At 65.6% G+C, this 18,355-nt stretch carries 16 protein-coding genes; 11 read left to right on the forward strand and 5 right to left on the reverse strand.

Annotation, left to right across the window (positions count from 1 at the left end):
- The first annotated feature begins 35 nt into the window (after nucleotides 1–35).
- Together ypfJ and moaB are read left to right on the forward strand one after the other, a co-directional pair.
- Nucleotides 36–968 carry a KPN_02809 family neutral zinc metallopeptidase gene (gene ypfJ, locus QOU61_RS10340; protein WP_289658092.1) on the forward strand — a complete coding sequence of 311 codons (933 nt, stop codon included), beginning with the start codon at nucleotides 36–38 and terminating at the stop codon, nucleotides 966–968.
- 97 nt (nucleotides 969–1,065) lie between these two features.
- On the forward strand, nucleotides 1,066–1,629 hold the full coding sequence (gene moaB, locus QOU61_RS10345) for a molybdenum cofactor biosynthesis protein B (RefSeq protein WP_289658094.1): 564 nt from the start codon (nucleotides 1,066–1,068) through the stop codon (nucleotides 1,627–1,629).
- 35 nt (nucleotides 1,630–1,664) lie between these two features.
- On the opposite strand, the gene QOU61_RS10350 is transcribed toward moaB, so the two are convergent.
- From QOU61_RS10350 to QOU61_RS10360, 3 genes are all read right to left on the reverse strand, one after another.
- A complete protein-coding gene (locus QOU61_RS10350) occupies nucleotides 1,665–3,512 on the reverse strand; it encodes a tetratricopeptide repeat protein (protein ID WP_289658096.1) in 1,848 nt (615 codons plus the stop codon).
- A gap of 1,080 nt (nucleotides 3,513–4,592) precedes the next feature.
- The gene (locus QOU61_RS10355) at nucleotides 4,593–5,525 is read right to left on the reverse strand and encodes a bifunctional helix-turn-helix transcriptional regulator/GNAT family N-acetyltransferase (RefSeq protein ID WP_289658097.1); all 933 of its coding nucleotides are present in this window, start codon (nucleotides 5,523–5,525) and stop codon (nucleotides 4,593–4,595) included.
- A gap of 59 nt (nucleotides 5,526–5,584) precedes the next feature.
- On the reverse strand, nucleotides 5,585–6,154 hold the full coding sequence (locus QOU61_RS10360) for a glycosyltransferase family protein (RefSeq protein WP_289661442.1): 570 nt from the start codon (nucleotides 6,152–6,154) through the stop codon (nucleotides 5,585–5,587).
- Nucleotides 6,155–6,315: 161 nt separating this feature from the next.
- Here QOU61_RS10360 and QOU61_RS10365 point away from each other — a divergent pair, with 161 nt between their 5' ends.
- The 4 genes from QOU61_RS10365 (at nucleotide 6,316) to QOU61_RS10380 (ending at nucleotide 10,546) form a co-directional block, all read left to right on the forward strand.
- Entirely contained in the window at nucleotides 6,316–7,509 is a 1,194-nt protein-coding gene (locus tag QOU61_RS10365; protein ID WP_289658098.1) for a PA0069 family radical SAM protein, read from the forward strand.
- Nucleotides 7,510–7,562: 53 nt separating this feature from the next.
- On the forward strand, nucleotides 7,563–8,012 hold the full coding sequence (locus QOU61_RS10370; protein ID WP_289658100.1) for a VOC family protein: 450 nt from the start codon (nucleotides 7,563–7,565) through the stop codon (nucleotides 8,010–8,012).
- Nucleotides 8,013–8,101: 89 nt separating this feature from the next.
- The gene (gene rnhB / locus QOU61_RS10375) at nucleotides 8,102–8,926 is read left to right on the forward strand and encodes a ribonuclease HII (RefSeq protein WP_289658101.1); all 825 of its coding nucleotides are present in this window, start codon (nucleotides 8,102–8,104) and stop codon (nucleotides 8,924–8,926) included.
- A gap of 111 nt (nucleotides 8,927–9,037) precedes the next feature.
- Complete coding sequence (locus QOU61_RS10380; protein WP_289658103.1) at nucleotides 9,038–10,546, forward strand: glycosyltransferase family 39 protein; 1,509 nt, start codon at nucleotides 9,038–9,040, stop codon at nucleotides 10,544–10,546.
- An 8-nt stretch (nucleotides 10,547–10,554) separates the two neighbouring features.
- Here QOU61_RS10380 and QOU61_RS10385 read toward each other — a convergent pair whose 3' ends face one another.
- Nucleotides 10,555–11,376 (reverse strand): uracil-DNA glycosylase, encoded by an 822-nt coding sequence (locus QOU61_RS10385; protein WP_289658104.1) that lies wholly within the window; start codon nucleotides 11,374–11,376, stop codon nucleotides 10,555–10,557.
- A gap of 127 nt (nucleotides 11,377–11,503) precedes the next feature.
- Between QOU61_RS10385 and QOU61_RS10390 the strand changes: the two genes are divergently transcribed.
- From QOU61_RS10390 to QOU61_RS10400, 3 genes are all read left to right on the forward strand, one after another.
- Entirely contained in the window at nucleotides 11,504–13,162 is a 1,659-nt protein-coding gene (locus QOU61_RS10390; protein WP_289658106.1) for an electron transfer flavoprotein-ubiquinone oxidoreductase, read from the forward strand.
- Nucleotides 13,163–13,410: 248 nt separating this feature from the next.
- The gene (locus QOU61_RS10395; RefSeq protein ID WP_289658107.1) at nucleotides 13,411–15,204 is read left to right on the forward strand and encodes a tetratricopeptide repeat protein; all 1,794 of its coding nucleotides are present in this window, start codon (nucleotides 13,411–13,413) and stop codon (nucleotides 15,202–15,204) included.
- A 32-nt stretch (nucleotides 15,205–15,236) separates the two neighbouring features.
- Complete coding sequence (locus QOU61_RS10400; protein WP_289661445.1) at nucleotides 15,237–16,115, forward strand: 4-(cytidine 5'-diphospho)-2-C-methyl-D-erythritol kinase; 879 nt, start codon at nucleotides 15,237–15,239, stop codon at nucleotides 16,113–16,115.
- A gap of 50 nt (nucleotides 16,116–16,165) precedes the next feature.
- Here the strand turns inward: QOU61_RS10400 and QOU61_RS10405 are convergent, their stop codons facing one another.
- On the reverse strand, nucleotides 16,166–17,176 hold the full coding sequence (locus tag QOU61_RS10405) for a polyprenyl synthetase family protein (protein WP_289658108.1): 1,011 nt from the start codon (nucleotides 17,174–17,176) through the stop codon (nucleotides 16,166–16,168).
- A gap of 181 nt (nucleotides 17,177–17,357) precedes the next feature.
- On the opposite strand from QOU61_RS10405, the gene QOU61_RS10410 reads away from it, so the two are divergent.
- Both QOU61_RS10410 and QOU61_RS10415 read left to right on the forward strand, forming a co-directional pair.
- Nucleotides 17,358–17,591 carry a putative signal transducing protein gene (locus QOU61_RS10410; protein ID WP_289658110.1) on the forward strand — a complete coding sequence of 78 codons (234 nt, stop codon included), beginning with the start codon at nucleotides 17,358–17,360 and terminating at the stop codon, nucleotides 17,589–17,591.
- Nucleotides 17,578–18,348, forward strand: coding sequence for a tRNA1(Val) (adenine(37)-N6)-methyltransferase (locus QOU61_RS10415; RefSeq protein WP_289658111.1), 771 nt, complete (start codon nucleotides 17,578–17,580; stop codon nucleotides 18,346–18,348). The genes QOU61_RS10410 and QOU61_RS10415 overlap by 14 nt, the downstream gene beginning before the upstream one ends.
- Nucleotides 18,349–18,355: the final 7 nt, after the last annotated feature.

Raw genomic sequence — 18,355 nt, forward strand, 5'->3', positions numbered from 1 at the left:
CACCACACTGGCGACTGCAATGAGAGGAAACCGCCATGCGCTACGATGATTTCCGCCGCAGCGACGACATCGAGGACCGTCGTGACGATGGTGGAATGGGCGGCGGTGGCGGCGGCTTCGGCCTGCCGATGGGTGGCGGCGGGCTCGGCATCGGCACCATCATCGTGCTCGGCCTGATTGGCTATGCCTTCGGCATCGATCCGCGCCTGTTGATCGGTGGCGCCGAGATTCTCACCGGCGGCAGCCAGGCGCCGACCTATCAGACCGACCGCCGCTCCGGCCAGACCAAAACCGGCGCGCCGACCGACGAGATGGGCAGCATGATCGCGGGCATCCTCGGCGAGATCGACGATCGCTGGAGCGAAATCTTCCAGGCCTCGGGCCAGAGCTATACCGGACCGAAGATCGTGCTGTTCCGCAACGCCACCAATGGCGGGCGCTGCGGCATGGCGCAGTCCGCGATGGGGCCGTTCTATTGCCCGCCCGACCGCACCATCTTCCTCGACACCAATTTCTTCCGTGAGGTCGAGACGCGCTTCCGCGGCTGCTCGGGCAGCGCCTGCAAGTTCACCACGGCCTACATCATCGCCCATGAAGCCGGCCATCACATCCAGAACCTGCTCGGCATCCTGCCGCGCGTGACGCGGCTGCAGCAGCAGGCCGGCAGCAAGGCCGAAGCCAACGCGCTGCAGGTCAAGGTCGAGCTGCAGGCGGACTGCCTGTCCGGCGTCTGGGTCAACCGCGAGGCGAAGAAGCGTCCGAACTTCCTCGAGGCCGGCGACATCGACGCCGCGCTGACCACGGCGTCCGCGATCGGCGACGACACGCTGCAGCGCCAGGCCACGGGCCGCGTGGTGCCGGATTCCTTCACCCATGGCTCGGCCGCGCAGCGCAAGCAATGGTTCATGACCGGCTATCAGCAGGGCACGCTGCAGGCCTGCAACACGTTCGGCAGCGCTTCGCTGTAGTGATGGTTGTCATTCCGGGGCGATGCGAAGCATCGAATCCCGAGATTCCGGATCAGCCCGCTTCGCGGTCTGCCCGGAATGACAGGTTGAGGTAGGCATGTCCTCCATCGACGAAACAAAGCCGTTCATTCCGCTCAACATCGCGGTGTTGACGATATCGGACACGCGCACGCTCGCCGACGACAAATCCGGCACGACGCTTTCGGATCGCATCACCGCCGCCGGTCATCATCTGGCCGCGCGCGAGATCGTCACCGACGACGTCGAGGCGATCCGTGCGGTGGTCAGGCGCTGGATCGCCGCCGCCGACGTCGATGTCGTCATCACCACTGGCGGCACCGGCTTCACCGGCCGCGACGTCACGCCGGAAGCGGTCGAGCCGCTGTTCGAGAAGCGGATGGACGGTTTTTCCATCGCCTTCCACATGCTGAGCCATGCCAAGATCGGCGCTTCCACGGTGCAGAGCCGGGCCACCGCGGGCGTTGCGGGCGCGACCTTCATCTTCTGCCTGCCGGGCTCGCCCGGCGCCTGCCGCGACGGCTGGGACGGCATTCTGGCCGCGCAGCTCGACTACCGGACGCGGCCATGCAATTTCGTCGAGATCATGCCGCGGCTCGACGAGCATCTGCGCCGCCCGAAGGCGAAGGGCGCTTCGGCCTGAAGGCGCGGGGGCTCTGCTTCTCAGCTTGGCCTATCTTACAGCCTCGATAACTGAAGCAGGCTGCGGTCACCAGCCCACGTGTTCGAAAGATGCTCCTCCATTTGCTGCGCCTCGTCGGAGGCGCCGCGCGCCTTGTAAAGCTCGGCCAGCCCGAAATAGGACCATCCGTTATTCGGCGCGCGCCGCAGAGCGCGCTTGAACTGTTCTTCGGCGTCCCCAAGCCGGCCGGCCTGCAAGAGGGCGGCGGCCAAGGTCTGCCGGACTGGGTAGTACCAGTATGGGGGCTCCGTGTAGGGAAGGCCATCCTGCAAGGCAGCGGCTTCTTCAAATCGTGCAATGGCGGCGTCCTTGTCGCTTTGCGCCTGAGCCATGCGACCCAGTATCAAAGCCTGCGCAAGCCTGAACACGTCCTGCGCAGGGACGTGTGCCGCCTGATATGAACTGAAGTCAGTGGTCCGCTGCAGGTTGGCGATGGCGTCCGCCTCAGCGGTTGCCTCGGAAAAATTGCCTCTTGCGACCTCGGCGATGCCGCGGGCGTAATGCCACATCGCCTTGACATAAGGCATGCTGTCGCCGGGGTCCGCGAGCGCCACGATCGTGTCAGGCGCGCTGAACTGAGCGTGGGCAAAATAAGAGGCAGCCTTGACGGGATGCGTCATCGCGAAGCCGCGCGCGGCCTCATCGGGAATGATGGCCTGCAACTTCTCGGCAGATGCAATCACCGTCGGACCGTCGCCAGCCATCTGCGCTGCGGCCAAAACGAAATGAACATTGTGAGGATAGTAGCCTAGCCGATAGACGCCCATCGGCGCCCGGGTGGTGGTCAGATAGGCTTCGTCAACCGCCGCGGCTACCTTGTTGTCCTTCAGCGCATCGAGATAGCGCCCCACCCGGTAGTAGATATGACTGGGCATGTGCACGAGATGGCCGCCATTGGGAATGGCGCCGCGCAAACGATCGGCATAAGGCTCGGCGCGTTGCGGACGGTCGGACGCCTCCACGGCGTGAATGTAATAGTGAATGGCGCCAACATGATCGGGATATCGGGCCAGCACGCGCTCAAGCGTTGGGACGATCGGCCCGCTTTGCGGCTTGGGCGCGGCCCCGCCCGGTTGCCAATAATCCCACGGGCTCAGGTCCATAACGGATTCGGCATATAGAACAGCGATTTCGTTGTCATCAGGGAATTGCGCTGTGACCTGGGCCATGGCAGCGGCATAGGCCGCATCAAGCGCCGCGCGATCAGCCTTTGCGTCCGCTACATAGCGATTAGACAGCGCCGCGATCAGGGCCTGCTCGTGCGGACTCGCCTTGGCGGCGAGCGCCTTCGCCTTCTGCGTGGCGGCAAACGCCAGTGGGACTGCTTCCTCCTGCATTGGGAGATTGATGTTCGGCCCGAGCACGAGCGCCTCACCCCAGAAGCACATTGCGCAATCAGGATCGAGCCGCTGAGCCTTGCGGAATGCTCGCCGCGCCTCGTCGTGGTTGAAGGCATAGGCGAGCCGAAGTCCCTGGTCGAAGTACTTTTGCGCGTCCGAGCTCGCCGTCGTGATATTGTAGGTGATCGATCCCAGCCCGTCCCACAGCGGGGGATCGCTGTCGGCGAATTCCGGCGCGGATTGCATCGCCTGCAAAGCCCCAGGCCGGACCTCGACCTGGGCCAACCGGACCGTGCCGCCGGTTGCGCGGGCAACGCCAAGCGAATGGCAGATCGCAATCTCACCCCAATTGCCGTCCGGCAAAGATGCCGCAGTGCCACGATCGGCAACGCTTCGAAGCTCGAAATGTTCTGTCAGACCTCCCTTGGCGAGAGCGAGCACACTGGCTCCGGCAACCGCGCTTGCGCAGGTTGAAAGCAGTAACAGCTGGCCGATCTGCTTCATGTCATCCCTCCTCTGCTGAGCGTTTGATCAGACTTGGAACGGTGACGAGCGCCGCGGCAGTAGTCCTACTGAATCACTGGGGTTCTCTGCGACTTCGAGCGACATCGTTGCCGCTACCCAAGCCCATCTTCGCAATCGCTGAAGTGCCGCAGGCAGCATAGCACTTCGGGATATGGACCCGCATTACAACTGCGCCTCGGCGTCGCCGCGTTCGCGATGTGGCTGGAGGCGATATCGTGTGCGCCGTCCGGCGAATTTATCCAGCAATTTCAGGCTGATTTGGGTCGTCCAGTCCTGATCCAAAAAATATTCCGCTTGTCGCGTCGGGCAAATCAGTGGCTCCAATCGGTGCGTCCTGCGCCGGTGAGAGGGGCGTTACGCGTCGTCACGAACGTTGGAGCGGGATGCGATGGACGTGATGGCGTCGCCAGACGAGCGGCGACTATTGCGGGCGGCGAAGTCGTGTGGTCCTGGCATCCCGACGCTGATGCCAAGTTTGCGGATGATGATCTGCAGGCGACGGTGGCAAGAAAGCCCGGTCACCGGGGAGAGCACGAAGGAACCCGTTAAAACCAATCGCGCGGGGAAGGCCGGATTGTTTCGGTCAAACCTGTGGTGACTAACTCGTGTGCTTTTTTGTTGCACGCGAGGCCGCGGGTGCGATCGGCACCCGGCTTTCCCTGCGCCCTCTGCTGTCAGAGGGATCGTTATTCGCAAAACTCGGGCGCAAGCGCGCCGCGGGAAGGCGACCTTGTACGTCTCCGTCGTCATGCTCAGCGCAAGCGGGGCATCCAGTATCCCAGAGGCGTCTCAAGTGAGCACGGCCGTCTCTGGAATACTGGATCGCCCGGTCGAGCCGGGCGATGACAGCCCAATAGCTCTTTGACATTTGAATCCGGAAATCGGAGGCGATGCCGTCCCGGCGAACGCCAGGACCCATGATCATGGCTGTTTCGTCCCATGCGGGGATCGTAGGGTGGGCAAAGCGAAGCGTGCCCACCATCAAATGTTTCACTTCGATAAGGGTGGGCACGTCGCTACGCTCCTTTGCCCACCCTACAGCTCCTCGTAATGACGGTTCTAAAGCTTCATCTCCCAGGTCTCGCCGACCAGGTCGACGCCGAAGCTGTGATGCTTTTTCTGATCGGTGCGGAGGAAGCCGGCGCGCTGATAGATGTCGCGCGCGGCGACGAGGCTGCTCTGAGTCCACAGCGTGATCGCCGAATAGCCGGCCTCGCGCGCGAAGCGGATGCATTGCTCGACCAGCGCGCGCCCGATGCCGAGACCGCGCGCCTTTTTTTCCACCAGCAGCAGCCTGAGCTTGGCGACATCGCCGCTTCCCCGGACCAGGAAGATCGAACCCGCCGGCTCGCCGTCGACCTCCGCGATCCAGCAATGCTCGCGCGCGGGATCGAAGTTCCTCAAAAACTCCGCCGCGATCTCGGCGACCAGCGCCTCGAAGGAAATGTCCCAGCCATATTCCTGGGCATAGACCGCGCCGTGGCGCGAAATCACCCAGCCGATGTCGCCGGGCCGATGGCTGCGCAGCAGGAAGCCTGCGCCTTTTCGCGCCGGCGGCTCCAGCGCCTGCTCGATCCGCGTCATTGCGCCGACCACGGCGGCACGCTCGTTCTCGTCGAGGCTTCCGAGCAGGTGGCCGACGTCGCTGCGCGAGCGCGCATCGAGCGCGGCGAAGGCCTTGCGGCCCGCGGCGGTCAACTCGATCTCGCTGGTGCGTCGATCATCGCTGGACGGTGTGCGCGCCACGATCCCGCGCCGCTGCAGCGCCTTCAGCGTGCGGCTGAGGAAGCCGGCGTCGAGGCCGAGCGTTCGGGTCAGCTCGGTGGCGCTGCAGCGCGGATGATGCGCGATCTCGTAGATGATCCGCGCCTCCTGCAGCGTCCAGGGGCTGTCGAGCAGCTTCGGCTCGATGATGCCGAGCTTCTGCGTGTAGAAGCGGCTGAAGCCGCGCACGGCGGCAATCTGGTTGTCCAGGGCAGTATTTGATTTCATCAAGCGATTATTTGACAAAATCAACCATAATGCAAGACCTGTTGCGACCTGCGGCCGGTTCACGCCACCACGATGCGGCTGCGCAGAAGGATGCGGGAGGAGCGGCCGAGCCTGCGGATCAGGCGGGCCTCGGCGCGGCCATTGTCGCCGGCGTGGCCGCCGAGCCGCTCATAATGGTCGCGGGCGATCAGGAGGCCCTGTTCGGCGGAGGGGCCCAAGAACAGGCGGGTCAAGGTCTTGAAGCGGTCGCGCAAAGCCACCTCGGCATAGGGCGAGCGGGCGTAGCGGAACATACCGGCGCGCGGCCGCCCGCCCGCCGCCACGCTCTGGATGAATTGGCTGGTTTCCTCGATCCAGCCGGCATCGAGCACGGCGCCGGCGTGCAGGAACATCAGCCAGGGCGAGCGCGCCTGCCGCGCGCCGGCGGCAAGCGCGGCAGCCCGCGATCCCGCAAAGCGCAGGAACCGGCAGCCGGCGACATCGGCGACCCGCTCGATCACATTATTGTCGGCGCGGTCGACCAGCAGCACCTCGCGCACCAGGCCTGCGGCGGCGCCCGGCACCAGCGCGGCCAGGGTGGCGACCGCCGGTGCCTCGGCGCCTTCGGTCGCGATGATGACGCTCAGCATGATCGAGGCTTCGGGGTCCAGGAAGCGTGAAAAACGCTGCACTGTTATCATCTTGTCACAAGCTGCGCAGCCTCCCGCCGTGCAGCTATTTGCGGCAGCCCGGCCGCTCCTCACCCGAATGTGTTCTTGCTTTGTTCTTGTGGCCTGCTAATGATGGAGCCATGAGTCGAGCATCCTCTCATGCCCTCAAGCACCCGCCGGTCAAGGCGCCCTCCGAGCCGGCGGGTGCGCCCAAGGATATTGTCGAGAAGGATCTTGTCGAGAAGGATTTTCCCGAGCTTGACGTTGCGATCGAAGCGCCGCGGCGGCGCGGGCGCGGCGCGCAATCCAACGCCAGCGGCCGCTATGAGGCCGAGGCGCGCACGGCCTTCGACGACGGCTGGCAAAGCCTCGACGAGCTGCCGCCGTTCAAGACCACGGTCGCGCTCGACAGCTCGCGCAAGGTGATTGCCCGCAACGACTCCCCGGATATCGGCTTCGACCGCTCCATCAATCCGTATCGCGGCTGCGAGCATGGCTGTGTCTACTGCTTCGCGCGGCCGACCCATGCCTATCTCGGCCTCTCGCCGGGGCTCGATTTCGAATCGAAGCTGCTGGCGAAGCCCGATGCGCCCGCGCTGCTCGAGAAGGAGCTTGCGGCGCCCGGCTACGAACCGCGCATGATCGCGATCGGCACCAACACCGATCCCTATCAGCCGATCGAGCGCGAATGGAAGATCATGCGCGGCATTCTCGAAGTGCTGGAACGTGCCGGCCACCCCGTCGGCATCGTCACCAAATCGGCGCTCGTCGTGCGCGACATCGATATCCTGCAGCGGATGGCGAAACGCAGCCTGGTCAAGGTCGCGCTCTCGGTGACGACGCTCGACCCGAAGCTCGCGCGCACCATGGAGCCGCGCGCCTCGACGCCGCCGAAGCGGCTGGAGGCCTTGCAGCAGCTTGCCGCGGCCGGCATTCCAACGACCGTGATGGTCGCGCCGGTGATACCGGCGCTCAACGACGCCGAGATCGAGCGCATCCTCGATGCCGCCGCTCACGCCGGCGTCAAGGAGGCAAGCTATGTGCTGCTGCGGCTGCCGCTCGAGGTGCGCGACCTGTTCCGCGAATGGCTGCTTGCGAACTATCCGGACCGCTATCGCCATGTCTTCACGCTGATCCGCGACATGCGCGGCGGCCGCGACTATGACTCGCAGTGGGGAACGCGGATGAAGGGCACTGGACCGATGGCCTGGATGATCGGGCGCCGCTTCGAGATCGCCTGCGAGAAGCTCGGGCTCAACAAGCGCCGCTCCAGGCTTACGACCGATCATTTCGTGAAGCCGAAAGGCGGCGGCCAGCAGCTCAACCTGTTCTAGCGTCGGTCCGAAGACAACGAGTAAGAAGACAACGAGCAAGTGGAGAGTAAGAAATGAGCGAGCCCGTGCCTGTCCCGCGCTTCACCGTCATCACGCTCGGCGTCGTCGACATGCGGCGGGCGATCTCGTTCTACGAGGCGCTCGGCTTCGCGCGGAAGATGCGTGCGACCGGCGAGGCCGTGGCATTCTTTGAAACTGGCGCCACCGTGATCGGGCTGTTCCCATGGGACGAGCTCGCCGGGGAGGCGGAAGTTGCCGTTGCGCCGCGGCCGCAGGCGTTCCGTGGGGTGACGCTGGCCTGGAACTGCCGTTCGGTGGAGGAGGTAGATACCGTGCTCGCGTTCGCGGTCGCGAAGGGCGCTTCGCTGATCAAGAAAGCAGGTCGGACCAGTTATGGCGGCTATTGCGGCCATTTCGCCGATCCCGATGGCCATTTGTGGGAGGTCGTGGTCGCGCCGGGCGTCGAGGTCGGCGAGGACCGCCGCGTTCATCTGAAAGACTAGCCGCCGTCATCGCATGGCAGCTTGAATAATGGGAATTGCGCCGAGTTCCCGGTTGCGCGGGCGCGTCCGCCGGCGCAACGATCCCGTCCATGATTCGGGACGAGAGCGCGAAGAAATCCCGCCAGGGGACGGCGAAGGCCGGCAGGGAAAAAGCCGGCAAGGAAAAAGCCGGCAGGGAAAAAGCCGGAAAGGAAGACGCGAAGCCGCCGAAGGGCGTGATCGCGGTGGCCCCGCCGAGCTTCCGGCGCGAGCGCGCGCTGATCAAGCGCGGCATCTGGCCGATCGCGGGCTGCGACGAGGCGGGCCGCGGCCCGCTCGCTGGTCCCGTGGTGGCGGCGGCCGTGGTGCTCGATCCCAAGCGAATCCCGAAGGGGATCGACGATTCCAAGCGGCTTTCTGCGGAGCGGCGCGAGGAACTGTTCGAGGAAATCTGCGCGACGTCCGCCTTCGCCGTGGCCTTTGCTTCGCCGGCGCGGATCGACCGCGACAATATCCTGCGCGCATCGCTGTGGGCGCTGTCGCGCGCGGTCCATGCGCTGCCGGAAACGCCAAGGCATGTGTTTGTCGACGGCAGAGACCGCATCGATGTTCCTTGCGACTGCGACGCGGTGATCGGCGGCGACGGAATCGTGGTGTCGATCGCGGCGGCCTCGATCATCGCCAAGGTGACCCGCGACCGGCTGATGCGGGCGCTCGCCGAATCCTGCCCCGGCTACGGCTTCGAATCCCACAAGGGCTACAGCGTGCCGGAACATCTGGAGGCGCTGGATCGGCTGGGGCCGTCGGCGCATCATCGCAGCTTCTTTGCCCCGGTGGTCGCCGCGCGGGAGAAGCACTTCCCTTCGCCGGCCGAGCGGGACCTGTTCACGGTCGTCGACACTTCGCTCGACGACGGTGCTGCGGCTGTCGCCTAACGGCTTGTTGCGTCACGCGCCCGCGCGCTTTATCAAAACATCCAGTGGAGCGCCTCCCAAAGTGGGGAGCGAAGGAGACCGCCGGCGGCGGTCTCGCAATTCGGACACTGCATGCGGTTCACTTCCCTGGTTATCGAGCTGATCCGGGCCCGGCCGCGGCTGGTGGTCTGGATCGTGGTGCTGCTGCAGGCTCTGGTATGGCTGCTGGTGGTGCTCGCGTTCTACCGCAGCCCGCCCGGCGATCTCGCCACCGCGCTCGCCTTTGGCCGCGAATACCAGGTCGGCACCGACCTCGGGCCGCCGCTGTCGTTCTGGATCGCCGACATCGCCTACCGCGCGGTGGGCAACCACATGTTCGGCGTCTATCTTTTGGCGCAGCTCTGCCAGATCGCGACCTTCTGGACCCTCTATCTCCTGGCACGCACCATCGTCGGCAGCCAGCAGGCGGTGCTTGCGGTGCTTTTGACGATGACGATCACCGCGTTCGGCTCGTCGGTCCTCGCGTTCGGCCCGACGGTGGCGGCGCGGCCGCTCTGGATGCTGCTGCTGCTGCATACTTGGCAGTTGATCGGCCAGAACCGGCGCAATGTCTGGTTCGCCTGGTCGATCGAGGCGGGCCTGTTGCTGCTGACGACGCCGGCGGCGATCGGCCTGTTGCTCTTGATCGGCGGCTTCGCGCTCGCGACCGAGCGCGGCCGGCGCACGCTCTGGTCGCTCGATCCCCTGTTCGCGCTGCTGGTCATCGCCGTGCTGGTGCTGCCTTACCTGATCTGGCTGATCCGTGCCGACGCGCTGGCGCTGCCGGCTTTCCCCGCGCTCTCGGAATTGAGCGGGCGCGGGCTGCACTGGATCGCTCTGGTCGCCGGGCTTGCCTTGGCGATGGCGGGCATGCTGCTCCTGGTCGTGCTCAATTCCGGCTGGTTCGGCCGCAAGGCGGAGGAGGCGCCGATCATCTTTCGTCCGCCGGTGGAGCCCTTGGCGCGCGATTTCGTTTATTTCTTTGCGATCGCGCCGGCGCTGTTCGGCAGCCTGATTTCCGGCCTGTTCGGCTTCGATCGTGTCGTCGGCGGCGCCGGGCTTGCCCTCCTGATGTCGGGGCTGGCGATCATCGTCGCGGCTGGCGATCTGATCGCGCTGCGCCGCCAGCGCCTGCTGCGTTCGGTGTGGGCGGCCGCGGTGGTGCTGCCGGCGCTTTCCGTGGTCGCCGCGACGCTGTTCGTGCCCTGGACCGGCAGCGGCGAGGTCGCGACCTCGCTGCCGGCGCGCGCGATCGGGCGCTTCTTTGCCGAAAGCTTCGAGCGGCGCACCAATCAGCCGTTGCGGGCGGTCGCCGGCGATGCCCAGCTCGCAAGCCTGGTCGCGCTCGACCGCGACCGGCCGCATCTGTTCCTGCAGGAAACCCCCGAGCGCACGCGCTGGATCAGCTTTCCGCGCTTCAACGAAACCGGCGGCGTCGTGGTCTGGCGCGCCTCCGACACCGCGGGCACCCCGCCGCCCGAGATCGCGCAGCGCTTTCCGGGTCTCGTGCCCGAGGTGCCGCGCGCCTTCGAGTGGCTGGTCAACGGACGCCAGCCGCTGTTGCGGATCGGCTGGGCGATCGTGCGGCCGAAGGGGCAGTAGTCGCGACTTCACGCTGCGCTTGCCGCAAGCGCCTTTGCGATGGCGCAAAGATCCTGCCACGACATCCGCTTGTAGGAGGGCGAGCGCAGGAGATAGGCCGGATGGAACGTGGGCAGCGCGCGGATGACGCGGCTTCCGGTGTCGTAGTCGAACCAGCGGCCGCGGCTGCGCATGATGCCCTCGCGGGTCTGCAGCAGGGCTTGTGTCGAGGGATTGCCCAGCGTCACCAGCACGTCCGGATTCACCAGCTCGATCTGGCGCTGGATGAACGGCAGGCAGATCTGCGTCTCCTGCGGTGTCGGGGTTCGGTTGCCGGGCGGGCGCCATGGAATGACGTTGGCGATGTAGGCCTTGCTGCGGTCGAGCCCGATCGCGGCGATCATCCGGTCCAGAAGCTTGCCGGAGCGGCCGACGAAGGGCAGCCCTTCCAGGTCTTCGTCGCGGCCGGGCGCTTCGCCCACGAACATCACCCGCGCCTGCGGGTTGCCGTCGGCGAAAACCAGCCGGGTGGCGGTGTGCTTCAGCGCGCAGCCGTCGAATTTGTCGAGCAGCTCCCGCAGCGCCTCCAGCGTCGGGGCGGTACGTGCCGCCTCCCGTGCCGACGCGATCGCGGCTTCCGGGGCGGGCGCGACCTCGCCGCGCAAGAGCGGCATGGGGGATGCTGCCGGCCGGGCCGGCGCGGCCGGCGGCGTCTCGGCGCGCGGAGCGGGGACATCGGCGTCGAGCAGGCGATCGAGCGGTTCCTCCGCAAGCGCGCAGTCGACCCCGGCCTCGAGGTAAAAGGCCAGCAATTGCCTCAACGTAGGGGTGGGCTCGGGCGTCGGGGTCATGGCCTCTAGTTTAGGATGGATCGACGGCTGGCGAAACGCCTCGGCTGGGCATTTCCATGGTTGTCCTTGCCGGAAAAATCGGAAAGAACAAGTTTAGAGCCGTTCTCAACCGGGCCGGGACCAGATCATGAGCAGCGAAGAATTACCTCCACGCGAGTCCATGGAATTCGACGTCGTGATCGTCGGCGCTGGCCCCTCCGGTCTTGCGGCCGCGATCCGGCTGAAGCAGCTCAATCCCGACCTCTCCGTCGTCGTGGTGGAGAAGGGCTCCGAAGTCGGCGCGCATATCCTCTCGGGCGCGGTGATCGACCCGGTTGCCCTCGACAAGCTCATCCCGGACTGGCGTCAGGACCCTGATTGCCCGCTCAAGACCCAGGTCAACGACGACCGCTTCTACTGGATGACGTCCAGCGCGGCGATCCGGCTGCCCAACTTCGCAATGCCGCCGCTGATGAACAATCATCACTGCTTCATCGGCTCGCTCGGCAATGTCTGCCGCTGGCTGGCGCCGAAGGCGGAAGCGCTCGGGGTCGAGATCTATCCGGGCTTCGCCGCGGCCGAAGTGCTGTACGACGACAAGGGCGGGGTGCGCGGCATCGCCACCGGCGACATGGGCATCGCGCGCGACGGCTCGCACAAGGATTCCTATACCCGCGGCATGGAGCTGCTGGGCAAGTACACGCTGTTCGCCGAAGGCGCCCGCGGCAGCCTGACGAAGCAGTTGATCGCGAAATACGCGCTCGACGCCAAGAGCGAGCCGCCGAAATTCGGCATCGGCCTGAAGGAAGTCTGGCAGATCGATCCTGCCAAGCACAAGAAGGGCCTGATCCAGCACTCGTTCGGCTGGCCGCTCAACAATTCGACCGGCGGCGGCTCGTTCCTTTATCACTACGACGACAACCGCGTCGCGGTCGGCTTCGTCGTCCATCTCAACTACGACGATCCCTATTTGTCGCCGTTCGAGGAATTCCAGCGCTTCAAGACCCATCCCGCGATCCGCGATGTGTTCGAAGGCGGCAAGCGGCTCGCCTATGGCGCGCGCGCGATCACCGAAGGCGGCTACCAGTCGGTGCCGCGCCTGAGCTTCCCCGGCGGTGCCCTGATCGGCTGTGCGGCGGGCTTCGTCAACGTGCCGCGCATCAAGGGCGTGCACAACGCGATGGGCTCGGGCATGCTTGCCGCTGAGCATGTGGCGGCGGCGCTCGCGGCGGGCCGCGCCAACGACGAGCTGGCCGAGTATGAAAATTCCTGGCGTTCGTCGGCGGTCGGCCAGGACCTGCACAGGGTCCGCAACGTCAAGCCGTTGTGGTCGAAATTCGGCACCGTGGTCGGCGTCGTGCTCGGCGGCTTCGACATGTGGTGCAACACGCTCGGCTTCTCGCTGTTCGGCACCCAGTCGCACGCCAAGCCAGACCGTGCGACGCTCGACCCGGCGAAACCGCACCAGCCGATTGCCTATCCGAAGCCGGACGGCAAGCTGACCTTCGACAAATTGTCCTCGGTGTTCCTCTCCAACACCAATCACGAGGAGGACCAGCCGATCCATCTGAAGGTCGCCGACATGAACCTGCAGAAGACGTCCGAGCACGACGTCTATGCCGGCCCCTCCAACCGCTACTGCCCCGCGGGCGTCTATGAATGGATCGAGGAACAGTCCGGCCCGCGCTTCCAGATCAACGCGCAGAATTGCGTCCACTGCAAAACCTGCGACATCAAGGACCCCAACGGCAACATCACGTGGGTTCCCCCGGAGGGCGGTGGCGGGCCCAATTACGAGGCCATGTGAGGAAGCGCACGGTTGCGTGAGCGAACCCCGGCACCCGCGCGGGGCTTCCGGTCACGATGCCGCCATAGTAAAAGCGTTAGCGGTGATGCAGTGGGCCCTTTCGGCGGTTTAGGGGCATTTCCGCCAGCCATGGCTGTTGCGTATCCTTGCGGCAGGGCACCAAACGCGGCATTGTCCCGCCTCTTGGTGCTGCCATTTGGGTTCGCATTCGGGAAGATCCGTCAAAATCTGGAGCTAGGCGAACCGTGATGCTTTTCACCCGTTTCAACCGCTCGATTGCAGCCGGCCTTGCCGTTGCCGCCCTGGCCCTGCCTGGCGCTGGTCTTGCACAGACGCCCGAACATCCGACCGAGACGTCGCAGCAGTTTCCCAGCCGCAACGACCTCAAGTCGCTGACCACATCGGGCAGCTATCTCGCCGCTCGCCACGCCAGTGTCGAGCGCGACGCGACCTCTGCTTCCGCCTTTTATCTGTCGGCGCTGCGCACCGATCCCAAGAACAACGAGCTCTTGGATCGCGCCTTTATCTCCTCCGTTGCCGACGGCAATATCGACGAGGCGGTGAAGCTTGCCGAGCGAATCCTCGCCGTCGACAAGTCCAATCGCGTCGCGCGCCTCGTGGTCGGCGTGCAGGACCTCAAGCAGAAGAAATACGCCGCCGCGCAAGTCAACATCAACCAGTCGATTCGCGGACCGATCACCGATCTCGTCGCGACGCTGCTGTCGGGCTGGGCGATCTACGGCTCGGGCGACGTCAAGGGTGCGGTCGCCAGCGTCGACAAGCTGACCGGGCCGGAATGGTATCCGATCTTCAAGGATCTCCACACCGGCCTGATGCTCGACCTCGCGTCCCGCAAGGACGCCGGCATGCGGTTCGAGCGCGCCTACAAGCTCGACGACTCGATGCTGCGCGTGGCCGATTCCTACGCACGCTGGCTGTCGCGCAACAAGGACACCGCCGCGGCTTCCGCGATCTACGAGGCGTTCGACAAGAAGCTGGCGCGCCATCCGCTGGTGCAGGAAGGCCTGCGCGACCTCAAGGCCGGCAAGAAGCTGCCGCCGCTGGTCGATTCCGCGCAGACCGGCGCGGCGGAAGCACTCTATGGCATCGGAGCCTCGCTGACGCGCCGCGGCGGCGAGGACCTCGCGCTGGTCTATCTGCAGCTTGCGCTTCACCTTGCGCCCAACCATTCGCTGGCGCTGTTGTCGCTCGCCGACCTCTATGATTCGGTCAAAAAGCCGCAGATGGCGATCAAGGTCTATGAGCGCGTGCCGGCGAACTCGCCCTTGAAGCGCAACGCGCAAATCCAGCTCGCCACTGATCTCGATTCCGTCGACCGCAGCGACGATGCGATCAAGATCCTCAAGACCGTGATCACCGACGATCCGAAGGATATCGAGGCGATCATGGCGCTCGGCAATATCGAACGTGGCCGCAAGAAGTTCGCAGACTGCGCCCAGACCTATTCCCTCGCCATCGATGCGCTGCCGACGAACAACGACAAGACCAACAGCGGCTACTACTATTATCGCGGCATCTGCGAGGAGCGCTCCAAGCAGTGGAACAAGGCGGAAGCCGACATGCGCAAGGCGCTCGAGCTGCAGCCCGACCAGCCGCATGTGCTCAACTATCTCGGCTATTCCTGGATCGATCAGGGCATCAATCTCGACGAGGGCATGAAGATGATCAAGCGCGCCGTCGAGCAGCGGCCCGACGACGGCTACATCGTCGACTCGCTCGGCTGGGCGTATTACCGCATCGGCAACTACGAGGAAGCGGTGAAGAATCTCGAGCGCGCCATCGACCTCAAGCCGGAAGATCCGACCATCAATGACCATCTCGGCGATGCCTATTGGCGCGTTGGCCGCACGCTGGAAGCGAAATTCCAGTGGGCGCATGCGCGCGACCTGAAGCCGGAGCCTGACGACCTGCCAAAAATCCTCGCTAAGATCGATAACGGACTGCCGGACGACACGCCGTCGGCCGCGGCTTCCGCCGACAAGAAGAAGGATGAGGGCAAGGAAGACGGCAAGGGCGGTTGATCGCCTGATCTCCTGAGGGGCTGTTGAAGACAATGCTGGTTGAGGAAGGGCGCGCCAAGGTCAACCTGACCCTGCGTGTGGTTGGCCGCCGCGTCGACGGCTATCACGATCTCGAAAGCGTGGTGGCGTTCGCCGATTGCGCCGATCGCCTCAGCCTGCTCCCTGGAGACGAGTTGAAGCTTGCGACATCGGGGCCGCTGGCCAATGACTGCGGCGAGATCGCCGATAATCTCGTGCTCAAGGCGGCTCGGCTGCTCGGCGAGACCATTCCCGATCTGAAGCTCGGCGCCTTCACGCTGCACAAGGTGCTGCCGGTCGCGGCCGGCATCGGCGGCGGCTCGGCCGATGCCGCCGCTGCACTTCGGCTGCTCGCGGGGCTCAACGGCCTTTCGCTCGACGACGAGCGCCTGCGCGACGTCGCGCTTGCGACCGGCGCCGACGTGCCGGTGTGCCTGCTCTCGCGCGCCGCCGACATGACCGGCGTCGGCGAAGGCCTGTTGCCGCTTGATCTGCCGACAATGCCCTGCGTGCTGGTCAATCCGCGCGTCCATGTCGCCACCCGCGACGTGTTCGCGGCGCTCGGCCTGCGCAGCGGCGAGCTCCTGGTCGGCATCACCGATGTGATCGAGGCGGTGGCCTGGCCGGAAAAGGGCGCTTCGCTCGAAGACTGGATCGCGCAGCTCGAGCAGACCGGCAACGACCTCGAGGCGCCCGCGATGCGCATCCAGCCCGTGATCGGCGAGGTGCTGTCGGCGCTCAGGACGGCCTCCGGCGCGCTGCTGGCGCGGATGTCGGGATCAGGCGCGACCTGCTTTGCGATCTTTGCCGACGCCACCGCGGCCGCGCGCGCCGCGGAAAAGATCCGGCAGGAGCACCCGGGCTGGTGGGTGCATGCGGGCTCGCTGAGTTAGTCAAGCCTGCGCCCTGTCGTCACCCGCGCATGCGGGTGACTCGCGTCTGCCTAGTGCGACCGCGCGAGGCAGAACGCCACCGTCTCCTCGAGCGCCGACTTCATTGGCGAGGAGGGAAACAGCGCCAGCGCATCGACCGCCATCGCCCCGTAGTGATGGGCGCGGGTCAGCGTGTCTTCCAGCGCGCGGTGCTTGTTCATCAGGTCCAGCGCGTGATCGAGATCGCCATCGCCGATCTCGCCGCGCTCCAGCGCCTTCACCCAGAACGCGCGCTCGGCGTCGTTGCCGCGCCGGAATGCCAGCACCACCGGCAGCGTGATCTTGCCCTCGCGGAAATCGTCGCCGACATTCTTGCCGAGCTTGGCGGACTTGCCGCCATAGTCGAGCACGTCGTCGACGAGCTGGAACGCGATGCCGAGATTCATGCCGACCGAGCGGCAGGCGGTCTGCTCGGCCTTCGGGCGGTTGGCGATCACGGGCCCGACCTCGCAGGCAGCCGCGAACAGTTCGGCGGTCTTGCCGCGGATCACGGCGAGATATTCGTCCTCGGTGGTCGCGGTGTTCTTGGCGGCCGCAAGCTGCATCACCTCGCCCTCGGCGATGACGGCGGCGGCGGAGGAGAGGATGTCGAGCGCGCGCAGCGAGCCGACCTCGACCATCATGCGAAACGCCTGTCCGAGCAGGAAATCGCCGACCAGCACGCTTGCCTCGTTGCCCCACAGCATCCGGGCCGACAGCTTGCCGCGCCGCAGCTCGCTCTCGTCGACCACGTCGTCATGCAGCAGCGTCGCGGTATGCATGAATTCGACGGAAGCGGCGAGCTTGATATGGCCGTCGCCGGAATAGCCGGCGAGATTGGCCATCGCCAGCGTCAGCATCGGCCGCAGCCTTTTCCCCCCGGAGGAGATCAGGTGATTGGCGACCTCCGGGATCATCGTCACTTCGGAGCCGGTCCGGGACAGGATGGTCGCATTGACGCGTTCCATGTCGGCGGCAACGAGGCCCACCAACCGGTCGATCGAGGCGTTCGATGGGCTTTCGAAGGGTACAATAACCGCCACGCGGGTCTCCGGGTTGGTCCGATTAGGACGACGGGGCACAGGATGGTAGAATAGAAAGTGCGGCGCAACACGGCAAGCGGTTGACATTCGCCACCTGGCGTCCCGGTTCTGACATTCGTATCACGTTGCGAGCTCAGCTACGAATGTCAAACCCACCGCACTGATGCGAAGGAGAACACGATTGCGGGAATTGGTACGGACCAACGATCTCGTTTTGGTCTCTGCGATCGGCGCGCTGCTCGACGGCGCCAACATCCATCATCTGGTGCTGGACCAGAACATGAGCGTCATCGAGGGCTCGCTCGGCGTGCTGCCGCGCCGGATCCTGGTCCATGAGGAGGACAACCGCGAGGCGCGGCAACTGCTCACCGACGCCGGCCTTGCCCACGAATTGCGGCCCGATGACCGAGCCTGATGCCGCGACCACGGACGATGCCTTCCTCGGCGGGCAGTTGCGCCTGCGGCAACCGAAATCGGGACACCGCGCCGGCCATGACGCGATCCTGCTTGCCGCCGCGACTCCGGCCAGGCCCGGCGATCGCGCGGTCGATTTCGGCGCCGGCGTCGGTGCGGCGGGCCTGGCGCTGGCGCGGCGGGTGGCGGGAATAGAATTGGCCCTGGTCGAGATCGATCCCGTGCTCGCAGAGCTTGCGCGCACCAATGCCAGGTCGAACGCGATCCCTGCCAGCGTCCATGTGCTCGACGTCACCGCGGCTGCGGAGGCGTTCGCGGCGGAAGGACTTTCTCCCGACAGCGTCGACGTGGTGCTGATGAATCCGCCCTTCAACGATGCCACGCGCCATCGCGCCTCGCCTGACCGGGCGCGTGCCGGCGCACATATGGCGCACGCCTCGACGATCGAGGACTGGACCCGTGCGGCGCGCCGCGTGCTGCGCTCGAGCGGCATGCTGACCCTGATCTGGCGGGCTGACGGCGTTGCCGAAGTTTTGGCCGCGCTCGAACGCGGCTTCGGCAGCCTGGTCGTGCTTCCAGTTCACGGCGATGCGGCCTCGCCTGCGATCCGTGTGCTCGTTCGCGCCACCAAGGGCGGCAGGGCGCCGTTGCAGATTCTCAACGGACTCCTGCTCAAGGATGAGTCAGCGATGCCCAATAAAGAGGTAGCGGAAATCCTTGCGGGGAAGCGTGCCTTGCCCCTGGCAGAACACGGATGAGCGGCTG

The sequence above is a fragment of the Bradyrhizobium sp. NP1 genome (assembly GCF_030378205.1).
GTDB lineage: Bacteria > Pseudomonadota > Alphaproteobacteria > Rhizobiales > Xanthobacteraceae > Bradyrhizobium.